At 59.9% G+C, this 16922-nt stretch carries 11 protein-coding genes; 6 read left to right on the top strand and 5 right to left on the bottom strand.

Going from position 1 to position 16922, the window contains the following annotated elements; translation table 11 throughout:
• Position 1: 1 nt before the first annotated feature.
• The 3 genes from waaF to ACZZ0K_RS21655 form a co-directional block, all read right to left on the bottom strand.
• Entirely contained in the window at positions 2–1036 is a 1035-nt protein-coding gene (waaF, locus tag ACZZ0K_RS21645; protein WP_258707502.1) for a lipopolysaccharide heptosyltransferase II, read from the bottom strand.
• Between the two features lie 326 nt (positions 1037–1362).
• On the bottom strand, positions 1363–4302 hold the full coding sequence (gene glnE / locus ACZZ0K_RS21650; RefSeq protein WP_463559326.1) for a bifunctional [glutamate--ammonia ligase]-adenylyl-L-tyrosine phosphorylase/[glutamate--ammonia-ligase] adenylyltransferase: 2940 nt from the start codon (positions 4300–4302) through the stop codon (positions 1363–1365).
• A complete protein-coding gene (locus ACZZ0K_RS21655) occupies positions 4299–4424 on the bottom strand; it encodes a hypothetical protein (protein WP_256584330.1) in 126 nt (41 codons plus the stop codon). The genes glnE and ACZZ0K_RS21655 overlap by 4 nt, the downstream gene beginning before the upstream one ends.
• Positions 4425–4686: 262 nt before the next feature.
• Between ACZZ0K_RS21655 and aceE the strand changes: the two genes are divergently transcribed.
• The 5 genes from aceE to msrA all read left to right on the top strand — a co-directional run bounded on the left by aceE (position 4687) and on the right by msrA (position 14798).
• The gene (gene aceE, locus ACZZ0K_RS21660; protein ID WP_101156503.1) at positions 4687–7332 is read left to right on the top strand and encodes a pyruvate dehydrogenase (acetyl-transferring), homodimeric type; all 2646 of its coding nucleotides are present in this window, start codon (positions 4687–4689) and stop codon (positions 7330–7332) included.
• 11 nt (positions 7333–7343) lie between these two features.
• Positions 7344–9305 (top strand): dihydrolipoyllysine-residue acetyltransferase, encoded by a 1962-nt coding sequence (aceF, locus tag ACZZ0K_RS21665; RefSeq protein ID WP_463559327.1) that lies wholly within the window; start codon positions 7344–7346, stop codon positions 9303–9305.
• A gap of 276 nt (positions 9306–9581) precedes the next feature.
• Positions 9582–10979: an alkaline phosphatase D family protein gene (locus tag ACZZ0K_RS21670; RefSeq protein WP_463559328.1), complete on the top strand. Its 1398-nt coding sequence runs from the start codon at positions 9582–9584 to the stop codon at positions 10977–10979.
• A gap of 254 nt (positions 10980–11233) precedes the next feature.
• On the top strand, positions 11234–13930 hold the full coding sequence (locus ACZZ0K_RS21675; RefSeq protein ID WP_258707498.1) for a putative bifunctional diguanylate cyclase/phosphodiesterase: 2697 nt from the start codon (positions 11234–11236) through the stop codon (positions 13928–13930).
• A gap of 202 nt (positions 13931–14132) precedes the next feature.
• Positions 14133–14798: a peptide-methionine (S)-S-oxide reductase MsrA gene (gene msrA, locus ACZZ0K_RS21680; protein WP_258707497.1), complete on the top strand. Its 666-nt coding sequence runs from the start codon at positions 14133–14135 to the stop codon at positions 14796–14798.
• 127 nt (positions 14799–14925) lie between these two features.
• On the opposite strand, the gene ACZZ0K_RS21685 is transcribed toward msrA, so the two are convergent.
• A complete protein-coding gene (locus tag ACZZ0K_RS21685; RefSeq protein WP_016772007.1) occupies positions 14926–15765 on the bottom strand; it encodes a 23S rRNA (adenine(2030)-N(6))-methyltransferase RlmJ in 840 nt (279 codons plus the stop codon).
• Between the two features lie 331 nt (positions 15766–16096).
• Between ACZZ0K_RS21685 and ACZZ0K_RS21690 the strand changes: the two genes are divergently transcribed.
• Complete coding sequence (locus ACZZ0K_RS21690) at positions 16097–16528, top strand: hypothetical protein (RefSeq protein WP_071174180.1); 432 nt, start codon at positions 16097–16099, stop codon at positions 16526–16528.
• Between the two features lie 17 nt (positions 16529–16545).
• Here ACZZ0K_RS21690 and ACZZ0K_RS21695 read toward each other — a convergent pair whose 3' ends face one another.
• The gene (locus tag ACZZ0K_RS21695) at positions 16546–16866 is read right to left on the bottom strand and encodes a hypothetical protein (protein WP_056787448.1); all 321 of its coding nucleotides are present in this window, start codon (positions 16864–16866) and stop codon (positions 16546–16548) included.
• Positions 16867–16922: the final 56 nt, after the last annotated feature.

Raw genomic sequence — 16922 nt, forward strand, 5'->3', positions numbered from 1 at the left:
GTTAATGAACCTCGACCACGGAGCCCTGCAACTTCTGCAAGGCATCGTTGACCGCTTCCGGCATCAGCTGACGCAGGCAGTTGTAATGGCCGAACCGGCAAGTGCGATCGAAGCACGGGCTGCATTCGATGCCCAGGCGTACGATCTCGACCTGCTCAGCCAGCGGCGGGGTGAAGCCCGGCGAGGTCGAGCCGTATACCGCGACCAGCGGACGATTCAATGCCGCAGCGACGTGCATCAGGCCGGAGTCATTGGACACAACGGAATCGGCGCAGGACAGCAGGTCAATGGCCTCGGCCAGCGAGGTGCCGCCGCTGAGGTTGACCGATTCTTCGCGCAGGCCCGGGATCAAACGTGCGCGGATATCTTCACCGACAGCGTGATCGTTTTTCGAGCCGAACAGCCACACCTGCCAGCCTTCGCGGATGCTCGCTTCGGCGACCTTGGCGTAATGCTCGGACGGCCAGCGCTTGGATTCGCCAAACTCGGCGCCGGGGCACAGGGCCAGGACCGGGCGATCGAGGCTCAGGCCGAACTTGGCCAGTGCCGCCTCGCGGGTCACCGGGTCGATTTGCAGACTCGGGCGCGGGTACGGCTTCGGCAGCTCGGCGTTGGCTTCATAGGCCAAGGCCATGAAGCGCTCGATCATCAGCGGGTAGCGTTCTTTGTCGAGAGTGCGCACGTCGTTGAGCAGGCCATAGCGGAATTCGCCGCGCCAGCCAGTGCGTTTCGGGATGCCGGCGAAAAACGGCACCAGCGCCGATTTCAGCGAGTTGGGCAGCAGGATCGCCTGATCGTACTGACCGCGCAGGGATTTGCCGATGCGCCGGCGCGTCGCCAGTTCCAGCGCGCCGTGGCCGAGCGGGAAGCTCAAGGCCTTGCGCACTTCGGGCATGCGCTCAAGGATCGGCCGGCTCCATTCGGGCGCCAGCACGTCGATTGCGCATTGCGGGTGGCGCTGTTTGAGACACTGAAACAGTGTCTGCGCCATCACCATGTCACCGACCCAACTGGGCCCAACGATCAGAATATTCATGTGGTTTCCAAAAACGAACCGGGGAGGCATTTACGCCTCCCCGCCTCGATAATTCTACAAACACTGTAGATCTACTGTGGGAGCGGGCTTGCCCGCGATGGGGTCTTCACATTCAACATTATTGTCGTCTGATACTCCGCTATCGCTGGCAAGCCAGCTACCACAGGGTTTTGCATCTGTTTCAACATCTGCATTTCAGCGCAGATCACTGTGGGAGCGAGCTTGCTCGCGAAGGGGCCATCACATCCGACATCGGTGTCGTCTGACACTCCGCCTTCGCGAGCAAGCTCGCTCCCACAGGGTATTGGGTGCTGCATAAACCGCTTTCAGCTTAGCCCCATCTCTTTCCAGATCCGCAAAACCTGCCGGCGTTCGTCGGCAAACTGGTCGCCCGGTATCACCCCGGCGTCCTTCTGCAAGGCCTGCCGGTGGGCGGCGGAGCGATAGGCCTTGTAGGCCTCGCGCAACAGACTGGCATCTTCGGCGGGCATCAGCCCTTCGTGTTCCAGCTCTTCCAGAATGCGGATGTTATCGGTCCAGCGCAGCAGCGGCGGATGGCTGTGCGACCACGCCAGGGCCGCGTATTGCACCATAAATTCAATATCGACGATACCTCCGGCGTCCTGCTTGAGGTCAAACGGCACGCCGGCGTCGAACGCATTCGCCGCCGTGCCGGCTGCGGTGCTGCGGGTACCAAGGTTGTCGCGCATCTTGGCGCGCATCTCGCTGACTTCCTGTTGCAGTTTGGCCAGATCCCGTGGTTTGCCCAGGACTTGGGCGCGGACTTTCTCGAAGGCCTGGCCGACATCCTGACTGCCCACCAGCACCCGCGCGCGCACCAAGGCCTGATGCTCCCAGGTCCATGCTTCGTTTTCCTGATAGCGGGCGAATGCGCCGAGGGAGCTCACCAACAGCCCGGAAGCGCCGGACGGTCGCAGGCGCATATCCACTTCATACAGCTGACCGGAGTTGGTCTGCGCTGTGAGCAGGTGAATGATCCGCTGCCCCAGGCGCGTGAAGAACTGCGCGCCGTCGATGGATTTCGGCCCGTCGGTTTCCGCCTGCGGATCGCCGTCATGGATGAACACCAGATCCAGATCGGAACCATGCCCCAATTCGATACCGCCGACTTTGCCATAACCGACAATGATGAAGCCGGGATCGCACAGCGTGCCGTCGGTGCGCAGCGGCGTGCCGTACTTGGCCACGGTCTGCCGCCAAGCCAGGGCCAGCACTTGTTCGAGAATCGCCTCGGCCAGCCAGGTCAGGTAATCGCTGACTTTCATCAACGGCAGGCTGCCGGCGATTTCCGAGGCGGCGACGCGCAAGCGGTGCGCCAGTTTGAAATGGCGCAGGGCTTCCATTTGCTGCTCGAGGTCGTCTTCGGGAATTCGCGTCAGGCGTTCGCGCAACTCGGCCGCCAGTTCCGGCGCCAGCGGCGGCTTGAACAGCCGGCCCTCGTTGAGCAATTCGTCGAGCAGCAGCGGGAAGCGCGTGATCTGCTCGGCAATCCACGGGCTCGCCGCACACAAGGTCAGCAGGCGGCGCAGCGCGCCGGGGTTTTCCGTGAGCAACACCAGATACGCCGAACGCCGCGCCACCGCTTCCACCAGTGGCAGCACTCGCTCGAGTACCAGATCGGGATTGTCGTGCTCCACCGCTTGCGCAAGCAGTCGCGGAATAAAAGCATCGAGACGCTCGCGCCCCAGCCGCTGCATCGCGCGCAATTGCGGACTGCCACGCAAACCGGCCAGCGCTTTGAGGGCTTTGCCGGCATCGACGAAACCGCCCTCCTGCAACTGCCGGCACGCGGCCTCCTCGTCCTGTTCTTCCTCCCACAGCGGCAGCCATTCGCCACCGACCACCACTTCGCTTTCGCCGCTTTCTTCTTCGTCGGGATCAGCGATCACCTGGGCGAAATGCCAGGCCACGCGCCCGCGCCAGTACATCAGCTGTTGGTGGAATGCCGGCCAATCGGCAAAACCCAGCATGAAGGCGATGCGCGCTTGATCCTGGGCGCTGTCCGGCAGCATCTGCGTCTGACGGTCGGCAATCGCTTGAATGGCATGTTCGGTGTAGCGCAGAAACTCGTACCCTTCGCGCAACTCGCTGACCACTGCCGGCGGCAGATAGCCTTGCCCTTCCAGCGTGCTCAGCACCTTTAATAGAGGACGCTGTTGCAGGCTCAGATCGCGGCCCCCGTGGATCAACTGAAAGGCCTGAGCGATGAACTCGACTTCACGAATGCCGCCGGAGCCGAGCTTGATGTTGTCGGCCATGCCTTTGCGCCGCACTTCCTGCTGGATCAGCTGCTTCATGGTGCGCAGCGCTTCGATCGCCGAGAAGTCCAGATAACGCCGATAAACGAACGGCCGTAGCATGTCGAGCAACTGCGCGCCGGCAACCTGATCGCCAGCCACCACCCGCGCCTTGATCATCGCGTAGCGTTCCCAGTCGCGGCCCTGATCCTGGTAATACTGCTCCAGCGCATTGAAGCTGAGCACCAGCGCGCCGGACGATCCGTAGGGGCGCAGGCGCATGTCGACGCGAAACACGAAGCCGTCGACGGTCATCGGATCGAGGGCCTTGATCAGACGCTGGCCGAGGCGGATGAAGAATTCCTGATTATCCAGCGAGCGTTTCACGCCGACGGTTTCGCCGCCTTCGGGGTAGGCGAAGATCAGGTCGATATCGGAAGACAGATTCAGCTCGACCGCGCCGAGCTTGCCCATGCCAAGGATGACCATTTGCTGCGGCTCACCGCTGCGCCGGCCGGTGGGTGTGCCGAATTGCTCGCAATGGCGGCTGTACAGCCATTGATAAGCCTGATCGATGGTGGCGTCGGCCATGTCCGAGAGGTCGCGGCAGGTCTGCACCAGATCGGCCTGACGGGTCAGGTCGCGCCAGATGATCCGCACCTGATGCCGTGCACGCTGGCGGCGCAAGGCGCGGCCGAGTTCGTCTTCGCTCTGCGCGCTGTTCACGGCGGCGGCGATCTGTGCGCACAGTTCGCCGGGCGCGAACGCCCGATCAAGTTCGCCGGACGCCACCAGCGACAGCAACATCAAAGGGTCACGAATGCTCTGTTCAATGACAAATTCGCTGGCGGCGCTGACGCGGGCGAATTGCGCCCAGCGCTCCGGCGTCCAGTTCGACAGGCCGTGATCGTCTTCAAGGGCGGCGACGGACGTACGGAACGACTGCTCGGATCGGCTGACCAACGGCAGGAGAATGGCGGGCAGTTCGGCAAGCACGGGCAGGGTCATGGTCTATCCTTGATCGGCGTAATAAGGGCCGCTTGTAGTGAATGATGAAAACCCGCTACGTGAAGGACTGTCGAACAAAAGTTAGAAATAGCTGAAATTTCTTCTTCTTTGGCATCCAGCATCAAACTTTCACCTTATTCGGATGGAAATCGACCCGCCTTAACGATTATTCTCACAACGCAGTCGGAGGCCACAAGCCTTTCATCTGTAGTTTTACTACTCGTCTATACATTCGAAAGGCTGAAATGCCGGAAGATTTGTAGTAAAACTACACGCCGCCGGAACAACCTGTCGGCAATCCAAGAATTTTAAATCGTCTGCCCACAAGGCCAGTCGCAAACTCAGGCAACCGATTCTGGAAGCCTTTCCGCCCTGGAGCAAGCCATGCAAGACCTCGATCCCGTCGAAACCCAGGAATGGCTGGACGCCCTGGAATCGGTTCTCGACAAAGAAGGCGAAGACCGTGCTCACTATCTGATGACCCGTATGGGCGAACTCGCGACCCGCAGCGGCTCGCAGCTCCCTTACGCGATCACCACGCCTTACCGCAACACGATCCCCGTTACCCACGAAGCACGCATGCCTGGCGACCTGTTCATGGAACGCCGCATTCGCTCGCTGGTACGCTGGAACGCGATGGCCATGGTAATGCGCACGAACCTGCGAGATTCGGACCTGGGTGGTCACATCTCCAGCTTCGCTTCCAGTGCGACCCTGTATGACATCGGCTTCAACTATTTCTTCCAGGCCCCGACCGACGAACATGGCGGCGACCTGATCTACTTCCAGGGCCACACCTCGCCAGGCGTTTACGCCCGCGCATTCATGGAAGGCCGCATCACCGAAGACCAGATGAACAACTTCCGTCAGGAAGTCGATGGTCAAGGCCTGTCGTCCTATCCGCACCCTTGGCTGATGCCTGACTTCTGGCAGTTCCCGACCGTATCGATGGGTCTGGGTCCGATCCAGGCGATCTACCAGGCGCGCTTCATGAAGTACCTGGAGCACCGCGGTTTCATCCAGCCGGGCAAACAGAAAGTCTGGTGCTTCCTGGGCGACGGCGAGTGCGACGAGCCGGAATCCCTGGGCGCGATCTCCCTGGCCGGCCGCGAAAAGCTGGACAACCTGATCTTCGTCATCAACTGCAACCTGCAGCGCCTCGACGGCCCGGTTCGCGGCAACGGCAAGATCATCCAGGAACTCGAAGGCGTGTTCCGTGGTGCGCAGTGGAACGTGACCAAAGTCATCTGGGGCCGTTTCTGGGACCCGCTGCTGGCCAAAGACGTCGACGGTATCCTGCAACGTCGCATGGACGAAGTCATCGACGGCGAGTACCAGAACTACAAAGCCAAAGACGGCGCGTTCGTTCGCGAGCACTTCTTCAACACGCCTGAACTCAAGGCAATGGTTGCCGATCTGTCCGACGACGAGATCTGGAAACTCAATCGTGGCGGCCACGACCCGTACAAGGTCTACGCGGCGTACCACGAAGCGGTCAACCACAAGGAACAACCGACCGTCATCCTCGCCAAGACCATCAAGGGTTATGGCACCGGTGCCGGCGAAGCGAAAAACACTGCGCACAACACCAAGAAAGTCGACGTCGACAGCCTGAAGCTGTTCCGCGATCGCTTCGACATCCCGGTCAAGGACGAGGAGCTGGAGAACCTGCCGTTCTTCAAGCCAGAGCCAAACAGCGCCGAAGCCCGCTACCTCGCCGAGCGCCGTGCCGCACTGGGCGGTTTCGTGCCACAGCGCCGCGCGCAGAGCTTCAGCGTACCGACTCCGGATCTGGACACCCTCAAAGCCATCCTCGATGGCTCGGGCGACCGTGAAATTTCCACCACCATGGCTTTCGTGCGGATCCTCGCGCAACTGGTCAAGGACAAGGAAATCGGCCCGCGCATCGTCCCGATCATCCCGGACGAAGCCCGTACCTTCGGTATGGAAGGCATGTTCCGCCAGTTGGGCATCTACTCCTCCGTCGGCCAGCTCTACGAGCCAGTCGATAAGGACCAGGTGATGTTCTACAAGGAAGACCAGAAAGGTCAGATCCTTGAAGAAGGCATCAACGAAGCAGGCGCCATGAGCTCGTTCATCGCTGCCGGTACTTCGTACTCCAGCCACAACCAGCCGATGCTGCCGTTCTACATCTTCTACTCGATGTTCGGCTTCCAGCGTATCGGCGACCTGGCCTGGGCCGCTGGCGACAGCCGTACCCGTGGCTTCCTGATCGGCGGCACCGCTGGCCGCACCACCCTGAACGGTGAAGGTCTGCAACACGAAGACGGTCACAGCCACCTGCTGGCCGCGACCATCCCGAACTGCCGCACCTACGATCCGACCTACGGCTACGAGCTGGCGGTGATCATTCAGGACGGCATGAAGAAGATGACCGAAGAGCAACAGGACATCTTCTACTACATCACCGTGATGAACGAGTCGTACCAGCAGCCAGCCATGCCGGCCGGTGCCGAAGAAGGCATCAAGAAAGGCATGTACCTGCTCGAGGAAGACACTCGCGATGCGGCGCACCACGTTCAGCTGATGGGCTCCGGCACCATCCTGCGCGAAGTGCGTGAAGCGGCGAAGATCCTGCGTGAAGAGTTCAACGTCGGCGCCGACGTGTGGAGCGTTACCAGCTTCAACGAACTGCGTCGCGACGGCCTGGCCGTAGAGCGCAGCAACCGTCTCAAGCCTGGTCAGAAGCCTAAGCTGAGCTACGTCGAAGAGTGCCTGAACGGCCGTAAAGGTCCGGTCATTGCTTCTACCGACTACATGAAGCTGTTCGCCGAGCAGATCCGTCAGTGGGTACCGTCCAAGGAATTCAAAGTCCTGGGCACCGACGGTTTCGGCCGCAGCGACAGCCGCAAGAAACTGCGTCATTTCTTCGAAGTCGACCGTCATTTCGTGGTGTTGGCAGCCCTGGAAGCACTGGCTGACCGTGGTGATATCGAACCTAAAGTCGTGGCCGAGGCCATCGCCAAGTTCGGCATCGACCCGGAAAAACGCAACCCACTGGACTGCTGAGGAGACATTTTGTGAGCGAACTCATTCGCGTACCTGACATCGGCAGCGGTGAAGGTGAAATAATTGAACTGTTTGTGAAGGTCGGCGACCGCATCGAAGCCGACCAGAGCATCCTGACCCTGGAATCGGACAAGGCCAGCATGGAAGTGCCGGCCCCGAAAGCCGGCGTCATCAAGAGCCTGAAAGTGAAGCTGGGCGACCGTCTGAAAGAAGGCGACGAACTGCTTGAGCTGGAAGTCGAGGGCGCCGCTGAAGCGGCCCCTGCACCTGCCGCCGCACCTGCTGCGAAAGCCGAAGAGAAACCGGCTGCGGCACCTGCTGCTGCCGCGCCTGCCGCTGCTCCTGCTGCCGCTTCGGTACAGCAAGTGCACGTGCCGGACATCGGTTCGTCGGGCAAGGCGCAGATCATCGAGATCCAGGTCAAGGTCGGCGACAGCGTCGAAGCTGATCAGTCGTTGATCACTCTGGAATCCGACAAGGCCAGCATGGAAATCCCGTCGCCTGCCGCTGGCGTGGTCAAGGCCATCAGCGTCAAGCTCAACGACGAAGTCGGCACTGGCGACCTGATTCTGGATCTAGAAGTGGCGGGTGCTGCGGCCCCTGCGGCTGCTGCTCCGGCCCAGGCTGCTGCACCGGCCGCTGCCGCTGCGCCTGCTCCGGCAGCCGCGCCAGCAGCACCGGTTGCCGACAGCGTTCAGGACATCCACGTTCCGGACATCGGCTCGGCTGGCAAAGCCAAGATCATCGAAGTGTTGGTCAAGGCGGGCGATACCGTTGAAGCCGACCAGTCGCTGATCACCCTGGAATCCGACAAGGCAAGCATGGAAATCCCATCGCCTGCCGCTGGCGTGGTGGAAAGCGTTTCCATCAAGCTGGATGACGAAGTCGGTACCGGCGACCTGATCCTCAAGCTGAAAGTCAAAGGCGCGGCCCCTGCTGCTGCCCCGGCTCCAGCTGCCGCAGCTCCGAGCGCTCCGGCACCTGCCGCTGCTGCTCCGGCTGCCGCTGCACCTGCTGCTGCCGCTCCAGCCGCCGCACCGGCCAAGCCGGGCGCGAAAGTTCACGCCGGCCCTGCCGTGCGTCAACTGGCCCGTGAGTTCGGTGTCGAGCTGAGCGCCGTTGGCGCCAGCGGTCCGCACGGTCGCATCCTCAAGGAAGACGTACAGGTTTACGTCAAGGCGATGATGCAGAAGGCCAAGGAAGCCCCGGCCGCTGCCGGCGGCGCTACCGGTGGTGCGGGCATTCCGCCGATCCCGGTGGTCGATTTCAGCCGTTTCGGCGAAATCGAAGAAGTGCCAATGACCCGCCTGATGCAGGTCGGTGCCGCCAACCTGCACCGCAGCTGGCTGAACGTGCCACACGTAACGCAATTCGACTCGGCAGACATCACCGAGTTGGAAGCTTTCCGTGTTGCGCAGAAAGCCGTGGCCGAGAAGGCTGGCGTCAAGCTGACCATCCTGCCGCTGCTGCTCAAGACCTGCGCGCACTTGCTCAAGGAGCTGCCGGACTTCAACAGTTCGCTGGCGCCAAGCGGCAAGGCGATCATCCGCAAGAAATACGTGAACATCGGCTTCGCCGTCGACACTCCGGATGGCCTATTGGTGCCGGTCATCAAGAACGTCGACCAGAAGAGCCTGCTGCAACTCGCTGCCGAAGCGGCTTCGCTGGCTGAAAAAGCCCGCACCAAGAAGCTGTCGTCGGACGAGATGCAAGGCGCCTGCTTCACCATTTCCAGCCTCGGCCATATTGGCGGCACCGGCTTCACGCCGATCGTCAACGCGCCGGAAGTGGCGATCCTCGGTGTTTCCAAGGCAACCATCCAGCCAGTCTGGGACGGCAAAGCCTTCCAGCCGAAGCTGATGCTGCCACTGTCGCTTTCCTACGATCACCGCGTGATCAACGGCGCTGCAGCTGCGCGCTTTACTCAGCGACTGGGCAGTCTGTTGGGCGACATCCGCACCATCCTGCTGTAACTCAAACGGCCCTCCGGCGACGGAGGGCCGCTTGCTGCACCCTTTCGAGCGCCACACGCTCGTACCTCAACCCCGTCAATTGACGGGGCTTTTTTTGCCTGAAATAAACCGGATCGCGCCTCTTTCCTACAACCTGCGCTGACATCGGCCACAGGTCTGGTCCACTTAACGCCAATATTTTCCGCCGCTGGCCAACTAACCTCTGCTCAGGAAAGTTGCTTCAACGCGCTCCGCTTATTTAATTCTTGTTTATTAAAATCTCGAACGGAATCGATCATGTTCAAACCGACTATCGGCCCCATCGTGGGCCACACCACAACTAACCAAGTGCGCATTTTCATGCGCGGCGAACAACAGGACAAAAAACGTGTATTTGCCGGAGTTCGCGCTCGCAAGGCCGGCACGGAAAAATGGTCGAACAGCGTATTTGCACTTTTGAACCCGGCCAATGACATGTCGGGTGTACTGGTATTGCAGGATCTCGAAGCTGATTGTGAATACGAATATCAAGCCGGCTGGTTAAGTCCGATGAATCCGGTGCATACCATCGACACGGTCATTGAGTTTCCATTGCAATGGCCGCGACAGCTCTACCGCTTTCGCACCCGCACCGCGAAAGCCAGCCAGCCTCGGGGCTTTGTCGTCGGTTCGTGCCGTTATCTGCGGATTACCGCTGGCGTCGCTTCCCTGCCGCAACTGGGCGACCGCATCTTTGGCTCGATCAATCGACTGGTCGAGAACAGTCATCTACCCGTCAGCGCGGTGATCATGACCGGAGATCAAGTGTATGTAGATGATTTGAATGTCATTGCTCCGGATCGCGAAGCCAAAGACATCCTGAAGAAATATCGAACGGCATTTTCGCAACCGAATATTCAGCGACTGATGTCCAATACATCGACTTACATGATGCTCGACGATCATGAAATAGAAGATAACTGGCCTGCCAATGCCACCGCAGCGGACGAGGACTTATATCGCAACGCCATGGCCGCTTATGAACTTTATCAAGCCAGCCACAGCCCGGTTTATGCATGTAATGAGAAGGGTCAGATAGACCGGGATACGTTGAAGCATTACTGGTATCAGTTTGGCGACAGCGATATCGCCTGGTTCGTCACCGACAGCCGCACCCGACGCAACCTCTCGAAAGAAGACCGGCGCATTCTCGACATCGAGCAGGAACAGGCCCTGCTGCAATGGCTGATCCATAGCCCGGCACGAGTGAAGTTCGTGGTGACCAGCGTGATGTTCTATCCCGATCGCAAGTTCAACGGGGACGATGCCTGGAAAGCATTTCCCGAACAGCGTCTGCGCCTGCTGGAAACCATCCGCACTCATCGGATCAAGAACGTGGTGTTCGTTTCCGGCGACGTTCATGGCTCTCTGACAAGTCGCCTGTCTCACAGCGAGGACGCCGATTTCGAAGTGCACACCATCGTGTCCTCGCCGCTGCACAACAGCAAATTGCTGCCGTATGCCAAGGCCTCGACGTTTATCCTCGATCAACCGCTGGTGCGCACGGCGGCAGGGGATTATCAGCACGAGCTCACCAGTGCAGTGGTGAGCCAAGACAATTTTGCGCATGTGGTCGTTGAGGCTGATCAGATATTGGTCAATTACCATGACCGCGATGGCAAGAAGTTGCAGTCGATCAGTATGAAATTGCGTTGAAACACCAAAAGATCGCAGCCTTCGGCAGCTCCTACACAAGGCGCATTACCCTGTTGGGGCTGCGTGAAGCTGCGATCTTCTGCTCATTTCAGTTGTGCACTGGAGAAATGTTCACTGCAGCCGACATATTCTTATAGCACTTGGCCTTCATCTCTCTTGTCAGTCGGTGCCGCAATGATGCAACCTTGCCGCAGCCAACAGACAAGAGGGCGAGAGCCCGGCGCATTCAGCATATTTCCAAGCGAGTTTCCTTCATGAAGAGCCAGCCCGATGCCGCCAGCCGTATGGCGGCCGAGGTAGTGACGCAGTTGCCTGTGCCCTCGCGGCTCGGCATGCTGCGTTTCGAGCGCTTGAATGAAGCGAGTTGGGCAATGCTGTTCCTCGATCCCAACTGCGAACGCCAGTTTGGCCAGCCGGCCGTCGAGCTCTGCGCACTGGTCGGCTCGCCTTACGCCAGCCTGATGGAGCCCGAGGCGCGCTATCAACTGCACGATGCGATCCAGCAGCAACTGAGCAAAAGCGCACATTACGTCGTGCGCTACACCCTGCACACCGCCGCCGGCGCGTTGAACATCCTCGAGCTGGGTGAAGCCTACAAACAGCACAACCGGCATTTGCTGCGCGGCTACCTGCTGGCGGTCGACGAGGTGTTCGACGAAACCCAGGCGCTGCCTTCGGTGGATCTGGAAACCCAGAACTCGCGCCTGCAAATCGCCCTTGAGCTGAACCAGCGTGCCCAGCAGGAACAACTGCAGCATCTGGAGCGCGTGCGTGCCCAGCAGGATCTGATTCTGCTGCTCGCACGCCAGCGCTACAGCACGCACAACTCGCTGCAGGAAGCCGCTGAACTGATCACCCGCTGCGCCTGCGATATCTACGAGATCGACTGCGCCAGCCTGTGGAACCTCGAAGGCCAGCGCTTGCTGCCGATCTCCGCTTACCATCGCGCGACCCAGGAATACATCCTGCCGGAGCCGATCGATATCAGCGGCTTCCCCGACTACATGGAAGCCCTGCACAGCAGCCGCGCCATCGATGCCCATAACGCCATGCACGACCCGCGTACCCGCGAGATGGCCGAGGCGATGCGTCCGCGTGACGTCAACGCCATGCTCGATGCCAGCATTCGCGTCGACGGCCAGGTAGTCGGCGTGTTGTGCCTGGAACAGACCGGCGTCACCCGCGCCTGGCAGTCCGACGAAATCGCCTTTGCCGGCGAACTGGCCGACCAGTTCGCACAAGTGATCAACAACCATAACCGACGCACTGCCACCAGCGCCCTGCACCTGTTTCAGCGCGCGGTCGAGCAAAGCGCCAACGCCTTTTTGCTGGTCAACTGCGACGGCGTGGTCGAGTACGTCAACCCGAGCTTCACCGCGATCACCCAGTACACAACCGAGGAAGTCCACGGTCAGCGCTTGTCGGAATTGCCGGCGCTGGAAAATCTCAGCGAACTGCTGTTCGACGCACCTTCGGCGCTGGCCCAGAGCAACAGCTGGCAGGGCGAATTCAAGAGCCGACGCAAGAACCTCGAACCGTACTGGGGCCAGCTGTCGATCTCCAAGGTCTATGGCGATAACCGTGAGCTGACGCATTACATCGGCATCTACGAAGACATCACTCAGACCAAATTGGCCCAGCAACGCATCGAGCGCCTGGCCTACACCGACAACCTGACCAACCTCGGCAACCGTCCGGCATTCATCCGCAATCTCGATGAGCGCTTCGCCCGCGACAGCGATACGCCGATCAGCCTGTTGCTGGTGGACATCGACAACTTCAAGCGGATCAACGACAGCCTCGGTCACCAGACCGGCGACAAACTGTTGATCAGCCTCGCCCGGCGCTTGCGCAACAGCCTCAGCCCGAGTGGCAGTCTGGCGCGTTTTGCCAGTAACGAGTTCGCCGTGTTGCTCGACGACACCGATCTTGAAGCCGGGCAGCAGATCGCCAGTCAATTGCTGATGACCCTCGACAAGCCGATGTTCGTCGACAATCAGCTGATCAGCGTCACCGGCTCCGTGGGCCTGGCCTGCGCGCCACTGCACGGGCGCGATCCGCAAACCCTGATGCGCAACGCCGGTCTGGCACTGCACAAAGCCAAGGCCAACGGCAAACACCAGTTGCAGGTCTTCACTGAAGCGCTGAACGCCGAGGCCAGTTACAAACTGTTCGTCGAGAACAACCTGCGCCGCGCCCTCACGCAGAACGAGCTGGACGTGTTCTACCAGCCGAAACTGTGCCTGCGCAGCGGTCGTCTGCTGGGGATGGAAGCGCTGTTGCGCTGGAACCACCCGGAGCGCGGCATGATTCGCCCGGATCAGTTCATCAGCGTCGCCGAGGAAACCGGCCTGATCATTCCGATCGGCAAGTGGATCGCGCGTCAGGCGTGCCGCATGAGCAAATCCTTGACCGCTGCCGGCCTGGGCAACCTGCAAGTGGCAATCAATCTGTCACCGAAACAGTTCTCCGATCCGGATCTGGTCGCCTCGATCGCCAACATCCTCAAGGAAGAAGCGCTGCCGGCCAATCTGCTCGAGCTGGAGCTGACCGAAGGTCTGCTGCTGGAAGCTACCGAAGACACGCATTTGCAGCTCGACCAGCTCAAGCGCCTGGGCCTGACCCTGGCCATGGATGACTTCGGCACCGGGTACTCGTCGCTGAGCTATCTGAAGAAATTCCCGATCGACATCATCAAGATCGATCGCAGCTTCATCCATGAAATCCCCGACAACCAGGACGACATGGAAATCACCTCGGCGGTGATCGCCATGGCCCACAACCTGAAACTCAAGGTTGTGGCTGAAGGCATCGAAACCGCCGAGCAACTGGCGTTCCTGCGTCGACACCGTTGCGACGTCGGCCAGGGTTATCTGTTCGACCGGCCGATTCCAGGCGGCGAGCTGATCCAGGCTCTCAAGCGCTATCCGCGCGGCCCGCTCTGTCTCTAACCCCGCTACCCCATTCTCGCCATAACATGCCGCCCCCTGTAGGAGCTGCCGAAGGCTGCGATCTTTTGATCTGGTTTTTAAAAAGCAAAATCAAAAGATCGCAGCCTTCGGCAGCTCCTACATTGGGTAGTGATTAACTCGGCATCATTCGGCACACTGGCGGTCTGACCTTTTACCTCCAACCTGACTGAGAGGAACGCTCATGGTTCTGCGCTCGGAAATTCTGGTGAACAAAAACGTGCTTCCAACCAAAGAACAAGCCCTGCCCGGCCGCGAAACCGCGATGACCCTGCCGGAAAAACACTTTGTCTTCGAAGACACCCCGCTGCTCGGTCCATTCTTTCAGGACGTCGACTTTGCGATTTTCGGTCTGGGCTGCTTCTGGGGCGCGGAACGACGTTTCTGGCAGCGCGAAGGTGTGGTCAGCACCGTGGTCGGTTACGCCGGCGGCTTCACGCCGAACCCGACGTACGAAGAAGTCTGCTCGGGCCTGACCGGCCACGCCGAAGTGGTATTGGTGGTGTATGACAAAGCCCGAGTCAGTTACGAAGAACTGCTGGCGATGTTCTGGGAACTGCACAACCCGACTCAGGGCATGCGTCAGGGCAACGACATCGGCACCCAGTACCGCTCGGTGATCTACGCGACCTCGCCTGAGCATCTGGACGCGGCGCTGAAGAGCAAGGCTGTGTATCAGGCGGAACTGTCGAAGGCGGGTCTGGGCGAAATCAGCACCGAGATCGAACAGGCGCCGACCGTGTACTTCGCCGAGACGTATCACCAGCAATATCTGGCGAAGAACCCTGAGGGTTATTGCGGGATTGGCGGCACCGGCGTTTGCATGCCTGCGAGCCTGGCGGGCAACTGAGCCCACCGGCCGATCGTTCCCACGCTCTGCGTGGGAATGCCTCAATGGACGCTCTGCGTCCGCTGTTGGGACGCGGAGCGTCCCGGGCTGCATTCCCACGCGGAGCGTGGGAACGATAAGTCAGTGATCAGCTCTCGGCAATCAACCAATCCATCTGCCAGCCACCCTGGGTCTGCCCCAGCTTCTTCGACAACCACGGCAGCAACTCACGCAACTCTTCTTCCAGCCCCCACGGCGGATTGGCGATCGCCAGCCCGGAACCGTTCAGGCTGTTCGGCGTGTCCAGCGGATGCACCAGCAGCTCCACACGCAGCAACTTCGGCGCACCGGTGCCTGCCAGGTCCTGATAGAAACGCCGCAGTGCACGCTGATCCTTCACCGGATACCAGATCGCTGCCACGGTCTGGCGCATGCGGCCGATGGCTTCTTTCATCGACGCCGCGCAACGCTGCATCTCGTCCAGTTGCTCGAACGGCGGATCGATCAGCATCACCGCGCGCTTCTCCTGCACCGGCAACATCGCCCGCGCCACGTGCCAGCCCTCGCCCAGATGCACTTTTACCCGACGATCGCCGGCCATGTTGTCCTTGAGCAACACGCCATCTTCGGGATGCTTCTCGTTGAGCATCACCCGATCCTGCGGCCGCGTCAGACGTCGTGCCAGCTCCGGCGAACCCGGGTAATAGCGCAACTGGCCATCCGGGTTCATCTCGTGCAGCACCTTCATATAGTCGGCAGTCAGCGCCGGCAGGTCCGGCTGATCCCACAAGCGCGCAATGCCTTCCAGGTACTCGCCGGTGCGATTGGCCTGATCGCCCTGCAAGTCATACAGACCGATGCCGGCGTGCGTGTCGAGATAGGCAAACGGCTGCTCCTTGCGCGACATCAGAGCGATGAGGCGGGTCAAGGTCAGGTGTTTGAAAACATCGGCGTGATTGCCGGCATGGAAGGCGTGACGATAATTCATGGCTGCTCCTGCGAGGGCCGCAAAGTTTACCTTTTACCGGTCGGCAAGTCAGGGGTTCGCAGCCGAGTGGACAAACGCCTTTCCCTCACCCTAACCCTCTCCCGAAGGGAGAGGGGACTTACGGTGGCGATCTTGCGAGTTACATCGACCTGAATGATCGACGTGATCTCAGGCTTGGCCAAACGAAGTTCACCGCTGAAGTCGCAGGTCGGCGTACAACACCAAGACAACTCGGTCAGTCCCCTCTCCCTCTGGGAGAGGGCTAGGGTGAGGGGCTTTGCTTTTATGGCGTTAAACTGGCTAACCATCAACGACAGGAAGTCAAAAATTCATGCGATATCTGATCATCTGTTTACTCGGCCTTCTTAGTCCATACCTCGCCCTTGCCGACGAAACCCACATTGAACAGGCACGCCAGACACTAAAGAACTACGGGCTGAGCCACTGCATCCTGAAGCCATTCAACGAACGCTCTGCGCTGGAAAAAGACATTGCACTGTCCGCCAATGCCTATTCGTTCATGGGCAAAGGCATGCATACCATCCTGCAAAATGAAGACACGCTGCAGGTGCTGCACGATCCCTATAAAGAAACCCGAAACTACGTGTTGGCGGCTTACGAGCAGACACCTTCAAACAGCAAATACTCGAATGAAAAAGTAGTGTTTCTTGGGTGCCTGCATGTCTACAACTCCGAGGCGTTCAACATTTTTATCAAAACTCAGGATGCGTACATTTCCGACCGACGCGTTGATATCTATTAACGATCTTTTGATCTTTTTCAGGCGGGCATGCTGCGCAAGCGTCTGCCGATGACGTCCAGCACATCGCAGCCATCGCGCAGTGGAATCGCGCAGAGCAAGGCAAAGTCGCTGAGGATCACGGAGTCGCATTCGATCGAGCCGCGCATGCACATGTTTTCCAGGACCTGGACCACGGCGCGGATGCGGTGGTTGGCAGCGTCCATGAGGATATCAAGAGGCACATGGGTGTCGACGAACAGGCTGGGCATGTCGCTGCAATTGCCGGTGAGGGCCATGAAGCGGTTGTCGGGGTGAGGAGTGATTTTTTCGTAGGGTGAATCAGTATGCATATTGGTCATTTTCCGGGTCCCATGATTGATAAACGTGAGCCGCCATCACACCTTCCTACGGGTTA

The sequence above is a fragment of the Pseudomonas sp. AC255 genome, assembly GCF_979258175.1.

Excerpts from the sequence above, each read along its gene's own strand:
- waaF (WP_258707502.1), bottom strand. The coding sequence starts at position 1,036 with ATGAATATTCTGATCGTTGGGCCCAGTTGGGTCGGTGACATGGTGATG.
- glnE (WP_463559326.1), bottom strand. The coding sequence starts at position 4,302 with ATGACCCTGCCCGTGCTTGCCGAACTGCCCGCCATTCTCCTGCCGTTG.
- ACZZ0K_RS21655 (WP_256584330.1), bottom strand. The coding sequence starts at position 4,424 with ATGCTGGATGCCAAAGAAGAAGAAATTTCAGCTATTTCTAACTTTTGT.
- aceE (WP_101156503.1), top strand. The coding sequence starts at position 4,687 with ATGCAAGACCTCGATCCCGTCGAAACCCAGGAATGGCTGGACGCCCTG.
- ACZZ0K_RS21670 (WP_463559328.1), top strand. The coding sequence starts at position 9,582 with ATGTTCAAACCGACTATCGGCCCCATCGTGGGCCACACCACAACTAAC.
- ACZZ0K_RS21675 (WP_258707498.1), top strand. The coding sequence starts at position 11,234 with ATGAAGAGCCAGCCCGATGCCGCCAGCCGTATGGCGGCCGAGGTAGTG.
- msrA (WP_258707497.1), top strand. The coding sequence starts at position 14,133 with ATGGTTCTGCGCTCGGAAATTCTGGTGAACAAAAACGTGCTTCCAACC.
- ACZZ0K_RS21685 (WP_016772007.1), bottom strand. The coding sequence starts at position 15,765 with ATGAATTATCGTCACGCCTTCCATGCCGGCAATCACGCCGATGTTTTC.
- ACZZ0K_RS21690 (WP_071174180.1), top strand. The coding sequence starts at position 16,097 with ATGCGATATCTGATCATCTGTTTACTCGGCCTTCTTAGTCCATACCTC.
- ACZZ0K_RS21695 (WP_056787448.1), bottom strand. The coding sequence starts at position 16,866 with ATGACCAATATGCATACTGATTCACCCTACGAAAAAATCACTCCTCAC.